The sequence below is a fragment of the Streptomyces sp. M41 genome (assembly GCF_043673425.1).
Lineage (GTDB): Bacteria > Actinomycetota > Actinomycetes > Streptomycetales > Streptomycetaceae > Streptomyces.
Map to the genome: position 1 here is coordinate 69,879 of NZ_JBIMKE010000015.1, position 17,208 is coordinate 87,086.

Below are 17,208 nucleotides of genomic sequence, written 5' to 3' on the forward strand. Positions count from 1 at the left end.
AGTCTAGACCTGGACTCGGTGGAGCAGGCCGAGCGCGAGGGTGGACGGGAGGCGTGGCGGTGGCCGAGCAGACGGTGGAATCCGAGCGGGTGGAAGCCCAGCGATCTGAATCCCAGCGGTCGGAATCCCAACGGGTGGAATCCGAACGGGACGCGATCGTCGCCGCGCTGGCGCCGGTCGTCGATGGGCTGGCGGCGACGTTCGGGCCGATGTGCGAGGTGGTTCTGCACGACTACCGGCAGCCGGAGGCGTCCGTGGTCGCCGTGGCCGGTTCGGTTACCGGGCGGGCCGTGGGCGGCGCGATGAGCGAGATCGGCATGCGGATCGTCGCGCGCGGCGACGAGGCCGGCGACGAGCTGAACTACGTCACCCGGACCCGGGCCGGCGGTCTGGTCAAGGCGTCCACGATGGTGCTGCGGGACTCCACGGGCACGGTGTTCGGCGCCCTCTGCGTCAATCTGGACGTCACCGCCGTGAGCGACGCCCACGCCCTGCTCGGCGCCCTCGCCGGCCTCGGCAGCACCCCGGCCGACGTGCCCGTCACCGCCTTCGGCAACGACATCGACTCCGTCGTGGACGCCATCCTCGACGCCCACCAGCTGCGGCAGAACGGCAGTTGGGCCGCCCTCGACCGGGCCGGGCGCCTGGAGCTGTTCCGCGGCCTGGACGCGCGGGGCGTGTTCGCCGTGCGGCGCGCGGTCGAGCAGGTCGCGCAGCGCCTCGGCATCTCCCGGGCCTCCGCCTACAGCTATCTGTCCCAGGCCCGCGCCGACGGCGCGAAGGCGTCCGACCAGGCCGCGACCGGCGCGGCGCTCCCCGAAGGCTCCGCCATGACGACCGACCAGACATCTTCCGGAGGACCCGCGTGACGACCGACCCCCCGCTGATCACCCTCGACGACGTCCGCGACGCCGCCGCGCGCCTCAAGGGCGTGGCGCACCGCACGCCGGTGCTGCGCTCGCGCACCCTCGACGCCCTCGTCGGCGCCGAGGTCTTCCTCAAGTGCGAGAACTTCCAGCGCGTCGGCGCCTTCAAGTTCCGTGGCGCCTACAACGCCGCCTCCCGGCTCGGCCCCGAGCAGCTGGCCCGGGGCATCGCGGCGTACTCGTCGGGGAACCACGCCCAGGCCGTGGCCCTCGCCGCCCGGGAGCTCGGCAGCACCGCGGTGATCCTCATGCCGGAGGACGCCCCGCCGTCCAAGCGGGACGCCACCCTCGGCTACGGCGCCGAGATCGTCACGTACGACCGCTACACCGGCGACCGCGTCGCGATCGGGGAGGCCCTGGCCGCCGAGCGCGGGCTCGCCCTCATCCCGCCCTACGAGCATCCGCACGTCATGGCCGGGCAGGGCACGGCGGCCCTCGAACTCCTCGAAGAGGTCGGCGAGTTGGACCAACTGGTGGTGCCGGTCGGCGGGGGCGGGCTGATCGCGGGCAGCGCCACCGTCGTCAAGGGGCTGCATCCCGGTGCCCGGGTGATCGGCGTCGAGCCGGAGGCCGGGGACGACACCAGGCGCTCCCTGGAGGCGGGGCGGCGCATCAGCATCCCGGTGCCCCGCACCATCGCCGACGGCCAGGCCCTGCACACACCGGGGGAACTCACCTTCTCCGTCAACCGGCGGCTGGTCGACGGCATCGAGCTGGTCGGGGACGACGACATCCGGGACGCGATGCGCTTCGCCTTCGAGCGGCTCAAGATCGTCGTCGAGCCGAGCGGAGCGACCCCGCTGGCAGCCCTGCTCACCGGCCGGACGGGTCCGCCGCCGCGCCGGGTCGGTGTGATCATCTCCGGCGGCAATGTCGACGCCGGGCGCTTCGCGGAGCTCTGCGGACGGCGCGCCTGAGGCTCGGCGGGGTCTTGCGGAGAGCGTGCCGAGGCATGGCGGGGCGCTGCGGGAAGCCGCCTGAGGTATGGCCGGGGCCTTGCGGGAACCGGATTCCGAGGCTTCGCCGAGTTCGCGGGAAGCGCGCCGAAGCGGGCGTTCCCTCGAATGGCGGCCCCCGGTGGACCGGCGGAGGATGGAGTGGTAGGGGATCGGCCGCCTACTACGACGGTGCTCAGGGCCGCCGGGGAGACCGGCCCCCGGCCGCGGCTGACAGCGGCCGGAAGGGAGCGCGTCATGCTGGAAGTGAAGACGCTCGACAAGCCCGACGAGCGGCGTGACTTCCCCCGGGGCCACCTCGAAGCCATCCACATGACGGACCTCGACTTCGCGGTGGCGACCTTCGAGCCCGGCTGGCGGTGGACTGAGTCCCTGCCCCAGATCGCGGGCACCGAGACCTGCCAGATGCACCACAACTGCTATATGGCCCAGGGCCGGATGCACATCCGCATGGACGACGGCGGCGAGACCGAGGTCGGCCCAGGCGATGTCTTCGTCTGCTCGCCCGGTCACGACGCCTGGGTCGTGGGCGACGAGCAGGTCGTGGTGTACGACTTCCAGGGGCAGACGGCGAGGGAGTACGCGAAGGAGCGGTAGCCCCCGCCCGCTCGCGACGCCGCCGCACACCGCGGAGCCGCCACACCGCGCCGCCTCACACCGTGACGACGACTTTCGCGCGCGCGTGCTCCACCTCCACGTACCGGATCGCCTCGGCCGCCTCGCTCAGCGGATAGGTCCGCTCGACGACCGGGGCGATCTTGCCGGACTCGGCCAGTTCCCGCAGGGTCGCGAGGTTCGCCACGGTCTGCTCGGCCGGGAGTTCGAGGAGTCGTTGGCGTACGAAGGGTGCCGCGAGGCGTCTCTTGAAGAAGAGCCCCATCGGCCCGAGGACGCTGCCCCCCTCGTACACACCGCCGCCGGACAGCACCAGCGCGCCGGTCGGCGTCACCGCACGCCGGAAGCCGGTCAAGGAGTGGTTGCCCACGAGGTCCAGGACGACGTCGTACCGCCGGCCGGCCCGGGTGAAGTCCTCGCGGGTGTAGTCGACGACGTGGTCCGCGCCGAGGGAGCGGACCAGGTCCGTGTTCCTCGTGCTGCACACCGCGGTCACCTCCGCGCCGTACGCCTTGGCCAGCTGCACGGCGAAGGTCCCCACGCCGCCCGATGCCCCGTTGACCAGCACCGTCTGCCCCCGCCGCACCCCGGCCACGTCCCGCAGTCCCACCAGGGCGGTGTTCGCCGCGAGGGGCATCGCGGCGGCCTGCTCGAAGGTCAGGTTGGCGGGCTTCGGACCCAGCATGCCGCCCTTGGCGCACACGAACTCCGCGAACGCGCCGTCGGCCTCGCCGAACACCTCGTCGCCGGGCGCGACGCCGGTGACCCCGGCGCCCACCGCTGCCACGCGCCCGGCGAAGTCCCGCCCCCGGATTCTGGCCTTCGGCCCTTTGAGGCCGAGCACCAGTCGGGCGATCTTCGGGTCGCCGCGCATCAGATGCCAGTCGTAGGCGTTGACGGAGGCCGCGAGCACCCGCACCAGCACCTCGCCGTCGCCGGGCACCGGCGTGTCGATGTCCCTGAACGCCAGCACGTCCGCCGAGCCGTACCGGTCCTGCACCACTGCCTTCATGGGGTCCCCCTCCGTCACTGTCGACGGTAGGGAGCAGGCACGGCACCGCATATCCGGGACGAACCCTGACTTTCCCCGGATATGGCGCCCGGTCCGGCCGGGCGCCCCGCCTCACACCGGAAGCAACCGGGCCACCAGTGCGCTGAGTTGGCGGACCGTGCGGCACTCGTGCATCTCGACCAGTTCGGCGTAGGCCGGTGCGGCCGAGTCGCCCGTGCCCCAGCGGGAGTGCTGCTCGGGGTTCAACCAGTAGACCCGGCGGGCCTGTTCAGCGATCTGCCGCAGGGCCGGCAGGTTCGGGTCGCTCTGGTTGGTGCGGGCGTCCCCGAGGACGAACACCGTCGTACGCGGCCCGACCGCATCCCCGTACCGCTCCGCGAACTCACCCAGCGCCATGCCGTAGTCGCTGCTGCCGTGCCAGCCCGTGAGCGTGGCCTCCGCCTGGATGCGGATGCCGAGCCCCTCCGGGTCGGCCGTGCCGTGCCGCAGCAGGCCGGTCACCTCGTCGATCCGGTTGACGAAGGCGAAGACGCGCACCTTGCTGAACTGATCGTGCAGCGCCTGCACCAACAGCATCGTGAAGTCCGAGAACCCGGACACCGAGCCCGACACATCGCACAGCAGCACCAGTTCGGGCCGGACCGGACGCCGTCTGCGCAGCACCGGTTTCATCGGCACCCCGCCCGTCGAGAGCGAGCCGCGCAAGGTCCGGCGCAGATCGATCGTGCCCCGGGAGGCGCGGCGGCGACGGGCCGCGAGCCGGGTGGCGAGCTTGCGGGCCAGCGGCTGGACCGTCCTGCGCAGTTCGGCCAGTTGGGGCTTCGCGGCGAACAGGAAGTCGACCCGGTCGGCGCTCGGGGCCACCGCCCGCCGGGCGATCTCGTCCCGGCCGCGCCGCTCCGCGACCCGGCGCCGCGCCTCCGCGGCCACCAGCGCCCGGAACACCTCGATGCGCTGCCGGATCTCGTCCTCCAGCAGCCGATCGGTGAACCCCGCACTCCCGCCCTGCCCGCGGATGTCGTCGCGCACGCGCGCGAGCAAGGTCTGCGGACGCAGCCGTTCCAGCGTCTGGTACGACGACCACCCGTCGGACTCCGGCGAGGAACCGTACCCGCCGAAGCCGTCGACCGCCTCGGCCGCCAGCCGGGCCAGCAGCGCCCGGTCGTCGGCGGCGAGCGCCTGCGCCAGCCGGTCGCGCAGGTCCTCCCGCCCGGCGGCCTCCTGGTCCGGCCCGCCGACCCCGCGCGGGAAGTAGAGGTCGAAGACGGGGTCGAACACCGGGCGCCCCGCGGGCCCGTGCAACAGCGTCGCCGCCAGGCCCTCGCGCAGCAGCTCGCGGTCCGCCAGGCCGAGTGCCTCCACGGCCCGCGCCGCGTCCACCGTCTCGGCCGTACCGATCCGCACGCCGTGCGCCCGCAACGCCCCGACGAAGGACGCCAGTCGCTCCGCGAGGCCCGCGGGCGAGGTCACAGGGCGTCCAGGTCGAGCTTCGCGGTCGCCTTGAGGACGTCGTCCTGGTGCTTGAGGAGTACTCCCAGGCTGCCCCGTACGACGGTCTCGTCCAGCGTGTCGGCGCCGAGCGCGAGCAGGGTGCGCGCCCAGTCGATGGTCTCGGCGACCGACGGCACCTTGCGCAGATCCATCGCCCGCAACGCGCCCACGACCCGGACGACCGAGCGGGTCAGCGCCTCGTCCAGCCCCGGCACCTTCAGCCGCACGATCCGACGCTCCAACTCCTCGTCGGGGAAACCGATGTGCAGGAACAGACACCGGCGGCGCAGCGCCTCGGACAGCTCACGGCTGGCATTGGACGTGAGGACGACGAAGGGGCGGCGCGTGGCGGCGATCGTGCCCAGCTCGGGGACCGTCACCTGGAAGTCGCTGAGCACCTCCAGGAGCAGGCCCTCCACCTCGACGTCGGCCTTGTCGGTCTCGTCGATCAGGAGCACCTTGGGGTCGTCCCCGCGGATCGCCGTCAGCAGCGGGCGCGTGAGCAGGAACTCCTCGCTGAAGATGTCCGTACGCGTCTCGTCCCAGGTCTCGTCGCGGCCCGCGCTGATGCGCAGGAGCTGCTTGGCGTGATTCCACTCGTACAGCGCCCGGGACTCGTCGACCCCCTCGTAGCACTGCAGGCGCACGAGCCGCGCCCCGGCGACCTCGGCCACGGCCTTGGCGAGCTCCGTCTTGCCGACCCCGGCCGGACCCTCCACCAGGAGCGGCTTGCCGAGGCGGTCGGCGAGGAAGACGGTCGTGGCGACCGCGGGCGAGGCGAGATAGCCGGTCTCGGCCAGACGCGCGGCGACGTCGTCGACAGATGTGAACAACGGGGCCTCCCGCTCGACGGCAATGACAGCGTACGGAGCACCTATCTAAGCGCTTGTTCACTCAATCTGTCACCCAGCCCCTTTTCAGGGCACCAGCACCCAGCTCATCGGCGACGTCCACCGGCGTGCCGTCGTGTGGCCGGGCCCGTCCGGGGAACTCGGCCGCCATGGACGATCAGGCCCGCACCCACACCTCGTACTGGATGGAGACCGCACCGCCCGGCGACCTCGCGCCCCCGCCGGACGGTGACCTCACTGTCGAGGTCGCCGTGGTGGGAGCGGGCATCGCCGGGCTCAGCACGGCCTGGGAGCTGACCCGGCGCGGCCACTCCGTCGCCGTGCTGGAGGCGGACCGGGTGGCCGCCGGCGTCACCGGGCACACCACGGCCAAGGTCAGCGCCCAGCACACCCTGATCTACGACCGGCTCCGCCGCACCCGGGGCAAGGACGGGGCGCGGCTGTTCGCGGCCTCCCAGACGGACGCCATCCGGCACGCCGCCGAGACCGCGGACGCCCTCGGCATCGAGTGCGACTGGGAGGAGACGGCGGCCTACACCTACGTCGAGGACGGCGACCGCACCGACGAGCTGCGGGCCGAGGCCGCCGCGGCCAGGGAGGCGGGGCTGGCCGCCGAGTACGTCACCGACACCGACCTGCCGTTCCCGGTCGCGGGCGCGGTCCGGGTCGAGGGGCAGGCACAGTTCCACCCCCGTAAGTATCTGCTGGGGCTCGTCGAGGACCTGCGCCGCCTGGGTGGCCGCATACATGAGCACACGCGTGTGGTCGCGTTGTCCGAGGGCGACCCCTGTGTGCTGACCACCGAGGACGGAGTGAAGGTGAGCGCGCGGTCCGTCGTGGTCGCCACCCACTATCCGATCTTCGACCGGGCGCTGCTGTTCACCCGGCTCTCGGCCCGCCGCGAACTGGTCGTCGCCGCTCCCATCGCGGCGACCGCCGCACCGGTCGGCATGTACATCACCCCGGAGCAGAACACCCGTTCCGTGCGCACCGCGCCCCACGAGGACGGCAAGCGCCTGCTCATCCTCACCGGGGAGCACTTCACGCCCGGCGCGGGCGGCGATGTCGAGGCACATTTCGAGGCGCTGTCCTCCTGGGCGGGGGAGCGCTTCGGGGACCTCGACCTCACCCACCGGTGGGCCACGCAGGACACCGACCCCACCGACTCCGTGCCGCTCATCGGCCCGATGCACCCCGGCAGCCGGCACACCTATGTGGCCACCGGATTCGGCGGCTGGGGCATGGCGAGCGGCATCATGGCGGGCCGCCTGCTCTGCGACCGGATCACGCGTCGTGAGAACCCGTGGAGCGAGCTGTACGACCCGCGCCGCGTGGCGACCGTCGTGCGCGAGGGCATGGACTTCGTCAAGCACCAGGCCGAGGTGGCCCGCCACTTCGTCGGCGACCGGCTCCCGCACCTCCCCGGCCCCGCGAGCACGTCGGTGGACGACATCGAGCCGGGCGACGGCGCCGTCGTGCACGTCTCCGGCAAGCGCTGCGCTGTCCACCGCGACGAGGACGGGAAGCTGCACGCCGTCTCCGCGAAGTGCACGCACCTGGGCTGCCTGGTGTCCTTCAACCGAGCCGAACGCGCCTGGGAATGCCCCTGCCACGGCTCCCGCTTCGACCCGGACGGCCGAGTGGTGCAGGGCCCGGCGGTGCGGCCCCTGGAACAACGGGACATCTGAGGGCCCGCTCAGCCGACCAGGACCACCTCCAGCGTGCGCGGCCCGTGCACGCCCTCCACCCGGTCCAGCTCGATGTCGCTGGTCGCGGACGGGCCCGAGATCCAGGTCAACGGGCGTACGGGGTCCAGCCGTTCAAGGGCCTGCGGAACGGACGACACGACCTGATCGGGGACCCGTACGACACAGATGTGGTGGTCGGGGACGAGGGTGATGCGGCGCCGGCCCTGGTCGGGGGAGCCGTCCAGGACGATGGTGCCGGTCTCGGCGATCGCGACCGCACAGCCCGTCACCACGCTGTCGACGCGGTCCAGTTCGTGCGCCGTGCTCTGCGCACGGTCGGCCACCCGCTCCACGTCCGCCGCCGCGAGCCACCCCGCCTCCAGGCCCGGGGGCACCAGCACCGTCCGCGCGCCCCGCGCGGCAAGCATCCCGGCGATCGCCGCCGCCAGACCGGCGGGCGGGCAGCGATGCACGATCGCCCGGTAGTCCGCCAGGTTCTCGGCCAGCAGCTCGACCGTCTCCTCGACGCTCCTCTTTTCGTGTTCACGCACATAGTCGCGCGCAACCGCCTCTTCGTACGGCTTCTCGTCGTGCGGTACGTCCGCCAGGGCGCGCCGCACCCGCCCCAGGATCCGTTCCCTGCTGGTCACTTCGCGCCGCCCTTCCCGCCATTCGTCCGCTGCCACCAGTCCCGGAACGGCTCCTGCGGCACTGCCGGCAGATCCCGGGTCGCGCTCCACGCCCGGCCAGGTCCCGGCAGCGACCGCGGATGCAGGCGCCGGGTGCGCGAGGCGAGCCGCTGTCCGGCGCGCAGGGCGCCCGGGCGGCCGAACGCCCAGCGTGCCGCCCGCATCGCGGCCCTCTCGGCGGCATGCCCCTTCGCTGGTTTCAGTACCACCTTGTTGCCCCGCGAGGTGACTTCCCCGCCCTGCACGACCCGCTCCCGCAGATGCACCAGCACTTCCGGGATGTCGATGGCGACCGGGCACACCTCGTAGCAGGCGCCGCACAGCGATGACGCGTACGGCAGCGAGGCGTCGATCTCGCTGGACACGCCCCGGAGTTGGGGGCTGAGGATGGCGCCGATCGGGCCCGGGTAGACCGAGCCGTAGGCATGTCCTCCGGCTCGCTCGTACACCGGGCAGACATTGAGGCACGCCGAGCAGCGGATGCAGCGCAGGGCCTGCCGGCCGACCTGGTCGGCGAGGGTGTCGGTGCGGCCGTTGTCGAGCAGGACCAGATGGAACTCCCGTGGCCCGTCACCGTCGGTCGTGCCGGTCCACATGGATGTGTAGGGGTTCATGCGCTCGGCCGTGGAGGAGCGGGGGAGCGTCTGCAGGAACACCTCCAGGTCCCGCCAGGTGGGCACGATCTTCTCGATGCCGACGACCGAGATCAGCGTCTCGGGCAGCGTCAGGCACATCCGCCCGTTGCCTTCCGACTCCACGACGACCAGCGTGCCGGTCTCGGCCACCATGAAGTTGGCGCCGGAGACGCCGACCTTGGCGCGCAGGAACTTCTCGCGGAGGTGGAGACGGGCCGCTTCGGCGAGTTCGGCGGGTGTGTCGGTGAGGCCGTCGGGGGCCGGGCGGCCCCATTGGCCCATCTCTTTGCGGAAGATGTCCCGGATCTCAGCGCGGTTGCGGTGGATGGCGGGGACGAGGATGTGCGAGGGTCGGTCCTTGCCCAACTGCACGATGAGTTCGGCGAGATCGGTCTCGTAGGCGCGGATGCCCTCGGCCTCCAGGGCCTCGTTCAGCCCGATCTCCTGCGTGGCCATCGACTTGACCTTGACGACCTCCGACTCGCCGGTCGCCCGGACGAGGTCCGCCACGATCCGGTTCGCCTCGTCGGCGTCGGCCGCCCAGTGGACGACCCCGCCCGCCGCCGTCACCGACTGCTCCAACTGCACCAGACAGCGGTCGAGATGACGCAGCGTATGGTCCTTGATCCGCTTCCCGGCCTCGCGCAGCGCCGCCCAGTCGGACAACTCCACGACGGCCTTCTCCCGCTTGGCCCGGATGGTCTGCGTGGCATGCCGCAGATTGCCGCGCAGGGTGGCGTCGTGCACGGCCTCGTGCGCCGCCTTCGGGAACGCGGGCATCCCCAGATACGTCCCGCTCATACGGCCGGCTCCTCCTCCGTGCTCGCCAGGATCTCCGCGATGTGCACCGGCCGCATCACGGTGCCGAGCCGTGCCATCGTGCCGCCAATGTGCATCAGACAGGAGTTGTCGGCCGCGCAGAGCACCTCGGCGCCCGTCGACTCGGCATGGCGCACCTTGTCCGCGCCCATGGCAGCCGAGACGTCGGAGTTCTTCAACGCGAAGGTGCCGCCGAACCCGCAGCACTCCTGCGCACCGGGCAACTCGACCAGCTCCAGCCCCTTCACCGCCTGGAGCAGCCGCCGGGGCCGGTCGCCGAGCCCCAGTCCCCGCAGACCGTGGCAGGTCGGGTGGTAGGTCACCTTGTGCGGGTAGTGGGCGCCCACGTCCGTCACCCCCAGCACGTCCACCAGGAACTTCGTGAGTTCATACGTCTTCGGCACCACAGGTGCCAGCGTCGCCGCGAGCGTGTCACCCCGCCCCTCGGCCCGCGCCCGCTCACCCATCCGCGGATACAGCTCCCGCACCATCGCCCCGCACGACCCGGACGGGGTGACGATCGCCTCGTACTCCGCGAAGACATCGGAGAAGTGCCGGGCCAGCGGCTCGGCCTCGTGCCGGTAGCCGGTGTTGTAGTGCGCCTGCCCGCAGCAGGTCTGGCCCATCGGGAAGTCGACCTCGACCCCCAGCCTGGTCAGCAGCTTCACCACGGCGCGCCCGGTGTCCGGATAGAGCGTGTCGTTGACACAGGTCAGGAACAGGGCGACGCGCATCGCGGCTCCTAGTGATCGATCATCGGCTGAGGGCAGGGTAGTGCGGGCGTACGGCACAGAGGGACCCTGCCTGATCGCAGCCGTTGTGGGCGGCATGACGGTAATGTGAAGGGCTTCCCGCCGCCGCGTGTGTCACCTGTCTTCCTGGAGGTCCCTGCCCGATGGCCCAGTCGGTGGGTATCAAGGACGTCGCCCGTGCCGCCGGAGTCTCCGTCGGCACGGTCTCGAACGTCATCAACCGTCCGGACACGGTCGCGGCTGAGACCCGGGCGCGGGTGCAGTCCGCGATAGAGCGGCTGGGCTATGTCCGCAGCGAGTCCGCTCGCCAGCTGCGCGCGGGCCGCAGCCGGATCATGGGGCTGCTCGTCCTCGACATGGGCAACCCCTTCTTCGTCGACGTCGCGCGCGGCGCCGAGCGGGTCGCGCGCGCGGCGGGACTCGGCGTGATGGCCTGCAACAGCGCGCAGAGTCCGAGCGAGGAGGCCGACTACCTTTCGCTCTTCGCCGAGCAGCGGGTCCGCGGCGTCCTGCTGACCCCGGCGGACGCCACCGGCCGAACCATCGAGGCGTTCCGGCGGCACAACATCCCCTTCGTCCTCGTCGACCGCGTCGCCGAGGGCACCACCGAGTGCTCGGTGTCCGTCGACGACGTCACCGGCGGTGCCCTCGCCGTGCGCCATCTCGTGGACGCCGGTCACCGCTCCATCGCCTACGTCAGCGGCCCGCCCGGCCTCCACCAGGTCCGCGACCGCCGCACCGGTGCCCTGAGGGCACTTCAGGATGCCGGCCTCGGCCCCGAGCACCTGCGCGAGCTGCCCACCGAGCGGCTCGACGTCGCCGCCGGCCGGGACGCCGGCGCCCGGCTGCTCGGCCTCGCCGACCGCCCCACCGCCGTCTTCTGCGCCAACGACCTGCTGGCCCTGGGCGTGCTCCAGGCCATGTACGCCGCGGGCGTCGGCGTCCCCGACGAGCTGGCGATCGTCGGCTACGACGACATCGAGTTCGCCGCCGCCGCGGCCGTCCCGCTGACCTCCGTACGCCAGCCCGCGCTCACCATGGGCACCCTCGCGGCAAAGATGCTGCTGGAGGAGACGGAGGAGGAGACCGGGGCGCACAGGCACGAGCACCGGAGAGTCGTCCTCCAGCCGGAGCTGGTGGTCCGGCGGTCGAGTCTGTCGTCCCGCTGAGCCGGCGACCGGCCGGCCCCGGTCCGAAGCCCGCTGATCCATCGTTCAGTACGATTTCATGATCCCGGGGCTCGGTCGGCGGAGGATCATGTGCTGAACTGGGACGCGGCCTGAAAACCCTCCGTCCCGGGAGCCCTGTTGACCGTCAGCTACCGCCAGCCCGGCGTCGTCCTCACCGACCGTCGCTTCACCGTGCCCCTCGACCACGACGCCCCGGCGGGGGAGTCGATCGAGCTCTACGCCCGTGAGGTCGTCGCGAGCGAGAAGGCGCACCAGGACCTGCCGTGGCTGGTCTACCTCCAGGGCGGCCCCGGCTTCGGCGCCAACCGCTTCGTCGGCAAGGGCGCCTGGCTCGGCCGCGCGCTGAAGGAGTACCGCGTCCTGCTGCTGGACCAGCGCGGCACCGGCCACTCCACGCCCGCCACCCGCCAGACCCTCCCGCTGCGCGGCGGCCCCGCAGAACAGGCCGACTACCTCACGCACTTCCGCGCCGACTCGATCGTCCGCGACTGCGAGGCGATCCGCCCCGCTGTGACCGGTGGCGCCCCCTGGACCGTGCTCGGCCAGAGCTTCGGCGGCTTCTGCACGGTCAACTACCTCTCCACCGCCCCCGAGGGCCTGACCGCGGCCGTCATCACGGGGGGCCTGCCCTCGCTCGACGCCCACGCCGACGACGTCTACCGCGCGGCCTACCCCCGCATCGAGCGCAAGGTCGCCGCGCACTACGCCCGCTACCCGCAGGACATCGAGCGGGCCCGCCGTATCGCCGACCACCTCCTCACGCACGACGTGGTCCTGCCGAACGGCTACCGCTTCACCGCCGAGGCCTTCCAGTCCCTCGGCATCGTCCTCGGCGGCAGCGAGGGCAGCCACCGCCTGCACTACCTCCTGGAGGAAGCCTTCGTCCCCACCCCGCAGGGCACGGCCCTGTCGGACGCCTTCCTGGAGGAGGCCCAGGGCCTGCTGTCGTACGCCGGTCACCCGCTGTACGCCCTCGTCCACGAGGCGATCTACGGCCAGGACACCCGCCCCACCAACTGGTCCGCCGAGCGCGTCCGCGCGGAGTTCGGCCAGTTCGACGCGGCCAAGACCCTCGCGGGCGACGGGCCGCTGCTGTTCACCGGCGAAACGATCCACCCCTGGATGTTCGACTGCGACCCGGCGCTGCGCCCGCTGCGCGAGACCGCCGCACTTCTCGCCGCCCGCACCGACTGGAAGCCCCTGTACGACCCGGCGCGCCTCGCCGCCAACGAGGTGCCGGTCGCGGCTGCCGTCTACCACGACGACATGTACGTCGACACCGCCCACTCCCTCGCCACCGCCCGCGCGATCCGCGGACTGCGGACCTGGGTGACGGACGAGTTCGAGCACGACGGCGTCCGGGCCGGTGGCTCCCGCGTCCTGGACCGGCTGCTCGCGCTCACCCGTGACGAGGCGTGATGTCGGCGTCACGGGTTAGTGTGCGGGCATGAGCGAGCCGACGATCACTCAGCTGGAGCCCATGCCGGACGACTGGCAGCGCGCGCTCGCCGTCGTCGCGCACCCGGACGACCTCGAGTACGGCTGCTCGGCGGCAATCGCCGCCTGGACGGACGCCGGCCGCGAGGTCGGCTATGTCCTGGCGACCCGAGGCGAGGCCGGCATCGACACGCTGGAACCCGCGAAGTGCGGTCCGTTGCGGGAGCGCGAACAGCGGGCGAGCGCCGCGGTGGTGGGCGTCTCGGCGGTGGAGTTCCTGGACCACCGCGACGGCGTGATCGAGTACGGCACCGCGCTGCGCCGCGACATCGCCGCCGCGATCCGCCGGCACCGGCCCGAGCTGGTGATCACCCTCAACCACCGGGACACCTGGGGCGGCGTCGCCTGGAACACACCGGACCATGTGGCGGTCGGCCGCGCCACGCTGGACGCCGCCGGGGACGCGGGCAACCGCTGGATCTTCCCGGAGCTGCTGGAGCAGGGCCTCGAGCCGTGGGGCGGCGTCCGCTGGGTCGCGGTCGCCGGCTCCAGCACACCCACGCACGCCGTGGACGCGACGGCCGGGCTGGAGCGCGCGGTGCGCTCCCTTCTCGAACACCGCACATACATCGAGGCGTTGACGGACGAGGACCCGCAGACGTACGCCCGGGGTTTCCTCACCGCGAACGCCGCGGCGACGGGGGAGCGGTTCGGTGGCAGGCCCGCCGTGGCCTTCGAACTCTTCAGCCGGCAGTCGGAACAGGGGGACGAAGTGACGGACACGGACTGGCTGGCGGACCGTTTCGAGGAGCATCGCGGTCATCTCAAGGCGGTCGCCTACCGCATGCTCGGCTCACTGGCCGAGGCGGAGGACGCCGTCCAGGAGACCTGGCTGAAGCTGAGCCGCAGCGAGGCGGACGCCATCGGCAATCTCGGCGGCTGGTTGACCACCGTCGTCGGCCGGGTCTGTCTGGACATGCTGCGCTCCCGCACACGCCGCCAGGAGCAGCCCTTGGACGACACCTTCGTCCCTGACCCCCTGATCCAGCCGCTGTCCCGGATCGACCCGGAACAGGAGGTGCTCCAGGCCGACTCGGTGGGCCTCGCCCTGCTGGTCGTGCTGGAGACGCTGGAGCCCGCCGAGCGGATCGCGTTCGTGCTGCACGACATGTTCGCGGTGCCCTTCGACGACATCGCGGCGATCGTGGAGCGCTCCTCGGCGGCGACCCGTCAGCTGGCGAGCCGGGCCCGGCGCCGGGTGCGGGGCGCCACCCCGTCGAGCGAGCCCGATCTCGGCAGACAGCGGCAGGTCCTCGACGCCTTCATGGCAGCCGCTCGGGCAGGGGACTTCGAGGCGCTGCTCGCGGTCCTCGACCCCGATGTCGTCCTGCGCGTCGACGCCGGGCCGCTGGCCGCCGGCGTGGCGGCCTCCAAGCTGGTGCGCGGCGGGCAGCCGGTGGCCGAACAGGCCATGTTCTTCCGGCAGTTCGCCCAGTACATGCAGCTCGTCCTGGTCAACGGCACGGTCGGGGTGCTCAACGCCCCGGCAGGGCAGCCGCTGTCGGTCATGGGCGTCACCGTCGTCGACGGCCGGATCACGGAGATGTACATCCTGGCCGACACCGACCGGCTGGCCGGCCTCGACCTGCCGGACCTCGACGACTGAGCCAGGCGTCCGAGCCGGCTGTCCGAGCCGGCCGTACGCGTCAGCCGTCCGCGCCGGGCGTCCGTGAGCGCCGTCCGAGCCAGAGGTTCGGAGCGGACGGCTGCGCCAAGTGGTCTCCATACCGGCGATTAGGCTGAGGGCATGAACGACCACCCCCTCGACCTCGTCGACCTGCGCGGAGACTGCGAGAACTGCTTCGGGCTGTGCTGTGTCGCGCTGCCCTTCGCGGCCTCGGCCGACTTCGCCGTCGACAAGGACGCGGGCACGCCCTGCCGCAACCTCCAGGACGACCACCGGTGCGGCATCCACGCCCGACTCCGGCAGCGGGGCTTCACCGGCTGCACCGTCTACGACTGCTTCGGCGCGGGGCAGAAGGTCTCGCAGATCACCTTCGGCGGACAGGGCTGGCGCACGGGCCCCAGGGAACACGCCCGGCAGATGTTCGATGTCTTCCCGGTCGTCCGCCAGCTCCATGAACTGCTCTGGTACCTGACCGAGGCGCTCACCCTGCCCGCCGCCCGCCCCCTACGCCCCGAGCTGCGCCGGCTCCTCGAAGCGACCGAGGCGCTGACCCTCGGGAGCCCGCAGGAGCTCGCGCAGGTGGACGTGGCGGCGCACCGGCAGGAGGTCAACCAGCTGCTGCTGAGGACCAGCGAGCTGGCCCGGGCGGGCACGCGCGGTCGTAAGAAGGACCGCCGGGGCGCGGACCTGATGGGCGCCCGACTCAAGGGAGCCGATCTGCGCGGCGCGAACCTGCGCGGCGCCTACCTCATCGCCGCCGATCTGACCGGGGCCGACCTGCGCGGCGCGGACCTCATCGGTGCCGATCTGCGCGACACCGACCTCACCGACGCCGACCTCACCGGCGCCTTCTTCCTGACCCAGCCGCAGCTGAACGCAGCCCGGGGCAGCGCGGGCACCCGGCTGCCCGGCTCAGTCAGCCGCCCGGCGCACTGGACAGCGGACGTCTGACGGCGGGCCGTCGACGGGCTCGGGCGAGGCGGGTGCCGGCCTCGGGGTGCCGGCCGACCGCCGCTCCAGGTGCAGCCGCAACCCCTCCGGCATCAGCGTCAGCCGCTCGGTCACCCGCAGCCGATAGGCGGGGTCGGCCCGCAGCTCGTACCGGCGCAGCAGCAGCCCCAGCACCAGCGTCGCCTCGTGCAGCGCGAACTGGCGTCCGATGCACGCCCGCGCCCCGGTGCCGAACGGTTTGAAGGTGTGCGGCGGACGCGTCCGTACGGCGCTCGCCTCGAAGCGGTCCGGGTCGAACCGCTCGGCGTCCGCGCCCCATACCTGCGGATCCCGGTGCAGCATCGCCGTGAGGACCAGCGCCCAGGCACCGGCCCGCATCGGATGCACGCCGCCGAGCAGGGTGTCCGCGCGGGCCTCCCGGGCGAACGCGGGGGCCGTCGGCCACAGCCGCAGCGACTCGTCGAGCACCCGGCGCACATACCGCAGCCTCGCCACCTGGTCGTAGGCGGGCACCGCGGCCTCGCCCCAGACCCGGTCCACCTCGGCGCGGGCACGGGCCGCGGCCTCGGGGTGCCTGGAGAGGTAGTGCAGGGCGAAGGAGAGAGCGCCCGAGGTGGTCTCGTGCCCGGCGACCAGAAAGGTGATCACCTGGCGGCGCACGTTCTGCGGGGAGAGCCGTTCGCCGGTCTCCGGGTGGGCGGTCTCCAGCATCCGGTCCAGCAGGTCCCCGTCCCCGGGCCCGTTCGCCCTACGGGCGCGGACCAGGTCGTCGACCGTGCGGTTCAGATGGGCGATGTCGGCGTCGTTGCGGCGCCCGGCGCGCCGGAGCAGGAACGGCCACGGGACGGCGTTGAGCCGCTGCGCGTAACTGAGCGTGCCGACCATGGCCGTCACGAACGGATGTGGACGAACGCGTTCGAAGGAGCCGAAGTCATGGCCGAATCCGGTGCGGGCGATCGTCTCCAGGGTCAGCTTTGTCATGTCACCGGGCACGTCCACGGCGCGGCCCGCGGCCAGCTCGCGGTCCCAGTGCTCCATGAGCCGGTCGGCCACGGCCAGCATCATCGGGTGATAGCCCGCCATGGCCTCCCTGCTGAAGCCCGGGGCGAGGACGTCGTGCGCCAGTTGCCAGTTCGGCTCGTGGTTGTAGGCCGTGAACAGCCCGTCCTTGACGACCGGCCGCAGATTGGCGATGCCCAGCCCCACATGCTTGGCGAAGCGCGCCTCGTCCGCCATGTCGGCGGCGAGATCAGCGCCCCACACGAACACGAACTCCTTGTCGAAAGCCCTGCGCCGGAAGATCGGCCCCAACTGGCGGGCGAAGCGCATGGTGTCCTGGAGCGGCGTACGCCGGTCGGCGCCCAGCAGGTCGCCGAGCAGCGGCAGCCGGTGCGGGGGGTGGGGTATGCGATGCAGCTCCGGCCAGCCCTGCTCGGCACTGCGGAACCCTTTCGGCCATGCGTTCCCGGTCGTCTCCGCCATGACGCGATCTCCCTCGATCAAGCGGCA

Annotated in this window: 15 protein-coding genes and 1 pseudogene; 9 read left to right on the forward strand and 7 right to left on the reverse strand. The window is 72.4% G+C overall.

From position 1 onward, the window contains the following. The first annotated feature begins 89 nt into the window (after nucleotides 1-89). The 3 genes from ACHBTE_RS19800 to ACHBTE_RS19810 all read left to right on the forward strand — a co-directional run bounded on the left by ACHBTE_RS19800 (nucleotide 90) and on the right by ACHBTE_RS19810 (nucleotide 2,479). A complete protein-coding gene (locus ACHBTE_RS19800) occupies nucleotides 90-869 on the forward strand; it encodes a transcriptional regulator (RefSeq protein ID WP_394725389.1) in 780 nt (259 codons plus the stop codon). Then, nucleotides 866-1,843: a pyridoxal-phosphate dependent enzyme gene (locus ACHBTE_RS19805; protein ID WP_394725296.1), complete on the forward strand. Its 978-nt coding sequence runs from the start codon at nucleotides 866-868 to the stop codon at nucleotides 1,841-1,843. Before ACHBTE_RS19800 ends, ACHBTE_RS19805 begins: the two co-directional genes overlap by 4 nt. Before the next feature lie 276 nt (nucleotides 1,844-2,119). After that, complete coding sequence (locus ACHBTE_RS19810) at nucleotides 2,120-2,479, forward strand: cupin domain-containing protein (RefSeq protein WP_394725297.1); 360 nt, start codon at nucleotides 2,120-2,122, stop codon at nucleotides 2,477-2,479. 55 nt (nucleotides 2,480-2,534) lie between these two features. Here ACHBTE_RS19810 and ACHBTE_RS19815 read toward each other — a convergent pair whose 3' ends face one another. From ACHBTE_RS19815 to ACHBTE_RS19825, 3 genes are all read right to left on the reverse strand, one after another. Next, nucleotides 2,535-3,509 (reverse strand): NAD(P)-dependent alcohol dehydrogenase, encoded by a 975-nt coding sequence (locus tag ACHBTE_RS19815; RefSeq protein WP_394725298.1) that lies wholly within the window; start codon nucleotides 3,507-3,509, stop codon nucleotides 2,535-2,537. 111 nt (nucleotides 3,510-3,620) lie between these two features. Continuing rightward, nucleotides 3,621-4,979 (reverse strand): VWA domain-containing protein, encoded by a 1,359-nt coding sequence (locus ACHBTE_RS19820; protein ID WP_394725299.1) that lies wholly within the window; start codon nucleotides 4,977-4,979, stop codon nucleotides 3,621-3,623. Then, nucleotides 4,976-5,833, reverse strand: coding sequence for an AAA family ATPase (locus tag ACHBTE_RS19825; RefSeq protein WP_394725300.1), 858 nt, complete (start codon nucleotides 5,831-5,833; stop codon nucleotides 4,976-4,978). The genes ACHBTE_RS19820 and ACHBTE_RS19825 overlap by 4 nt, the downstream gene beginning before the upstream one ends. 167 nt (nucleotides 5,834-6,000) lie before the next feature. Here ACHBTE_RS19825 and ACHBTE_RS19830 point away from each other — a divergent pair, with 167 nt between their 5' ends. After that, on the forward strand, nucleotides 6,001-7,539 hold the full coding sequence (locus ACHBTE_RS19830; protein WP_394725301.1) for an FAD-dependent oxidoreductase: 1,539 nt from the start codon (nucleotides 6,001-6,003) through the stop codon (nucleotides 7,537-7,539). A gap of 8 nt (nucleotides 7,540-7,547) precedes the next feature. On the opposite strand, the gene ACHBTE_RS19835 is transcribed toward ACHBTE_RS19830, so the two are convergent. Genes ACHBTE_RS19835 through ACHBTE_RS19845 form a run of 3 tightly spaced genes read right to left on the reverse strand, consistent with a single transcriptional unit; the run spans nucleotide 7,548 to nucleotide 10,416 of the window. Continuing rightward, nucleotides 7,548-8,189 (reverse strand): lactate utilization protein C, encoded by a 642-nt coding sequence (locus ACHBTE_RS19835; RefSeq protein WP_394725302.1) that lies wholly within the window; start codon nucleotides 8,187-8,189, stop codon nucleotides 7,548-7,550. Beyond that, nucleotides 8,186-9,664, reverse strand: a complete 1,479-nt coding sequence (locus ACHBTE_RS19840; protein ID WP_394725303.1) for a LutB/LldF family L-lactate oxidation iron-sulfur protein — start codon at nucleotides 9,662-9,664, stop codon at nucleotides 8,186-8,188. The genes ACHBTE_RS19835 and ACHBTE_RS19840 overlap by 4 nt, the downstream gene beginning before the upstream one ends. Then, on the reverse strand, nucleotides 9,661-10,416 hold the full coding sequence (locus ACHBTE_RS19845; RefSeq protein ID WP_394725304.1) for a (Fe-S)-binding protein: 756 nt from the start codon (nucleotides 10,414-10,416) through the stop codon (nucleotides 9,661-9,663). The genes ACHBTE_RS19840 and ACHBTE_RS19845 overlap by 4 nt, the downstream gene beginning before the upstream one ends. Before the next feature lie 161 nt (nucleotides 10,417-10,577). Between ACHBTE_RS19845 and ACHBTE_RS19850 the strand changes: the two genes are divergently transcribed. The 5 genes and pseudogenes from ACHBTE_RS19850 (at nucleotide 10,578) to ACHBTE_RS19870 (ending at nucleotide 15,699) form a co-directional block, all read left to right on the forward strand. Then, entirely contained in the window at nucleotides 10,578-11,603 is a 1,026-nt protein-coding gene (locus tag ACHBTE_RS19850; RefSeq protein ID WP_394725305.1) for a LacI family DNA-binding transcriptional regulator, read from the forward strand. A gap of 138 nt (nucleotides 11,604-11,741) precedes the next feature. Next, nucleotides 11,742-13,043 carry an alpha/beta fold hydrolase gene (locus ACHBTE_RS19855; RefSeq protein ID WP_394725306.1) on the forward strand — a complete coding sequence of 434 codons (1,302 nt, stop codon included), beginning with the start codon at nucleotides 11,742-11,744 and terminating at the stop codon, nucleotides 13,041-13,043. A gap of 28 nt (nucleotides 13,044-13,071) precedes the next feature. Further along, nucleotides 13,072-13,812 (forward strand): annotated as a pseudogene (locus ACHBTE_RS19860) (PIG-L deacetylase family protein); the annotation flags it as partial. Between the two features lie 21 nt (nucleotides 13,813-13,833). Further along, the gene (locus ACHBTE_RS19865) at nucleotides 13,834-14,727 is read left to right on the forward strand and encodes a sigma-70 family RNA polymerase sigma factor (protein ID WP_394725390.1); all 894 of its coding nucleotides are present in this window, start codon (nucleotides 13,834-13,836) and stop codon (nucleotides 14,725-14,727) included. Nucleotides 14,728-14,868: 141 nt separating this feature from the next. Next, nucleotides 14,869-15,699 (forward strand): pentapeptide repeat-containing protein, encoded by an 831-nt coding sequence (locus ACHBTE_RS19870; protein ID WP_394725307.1) that lies wholly within the window; start codon nucleotides 14,869-14,871, stop codon nucleotides 15,697-15,699. On the opposite strand, the gene ACHBTE_RS19875 is transcribed toward ACHBTE_RS19870, so the two are convergent. Then, nucleotides 15,661-17,181, reverse strand: coding sequence for a cytochrome P450 (locus tag ACHBTE_RS19875; protein ID WP_394725308.1), 1,521 nt, complete (start codon nucleotides 17,179-17,181; stop codon nucleotides 15,661-15,663). The genes ACHBTE_RS19870 and ACHBTE_RS19875 overlap by 39 nt on opposite strands. Nucleotides 17,182-17,208 lie beyond the last annotated feature (27 nt).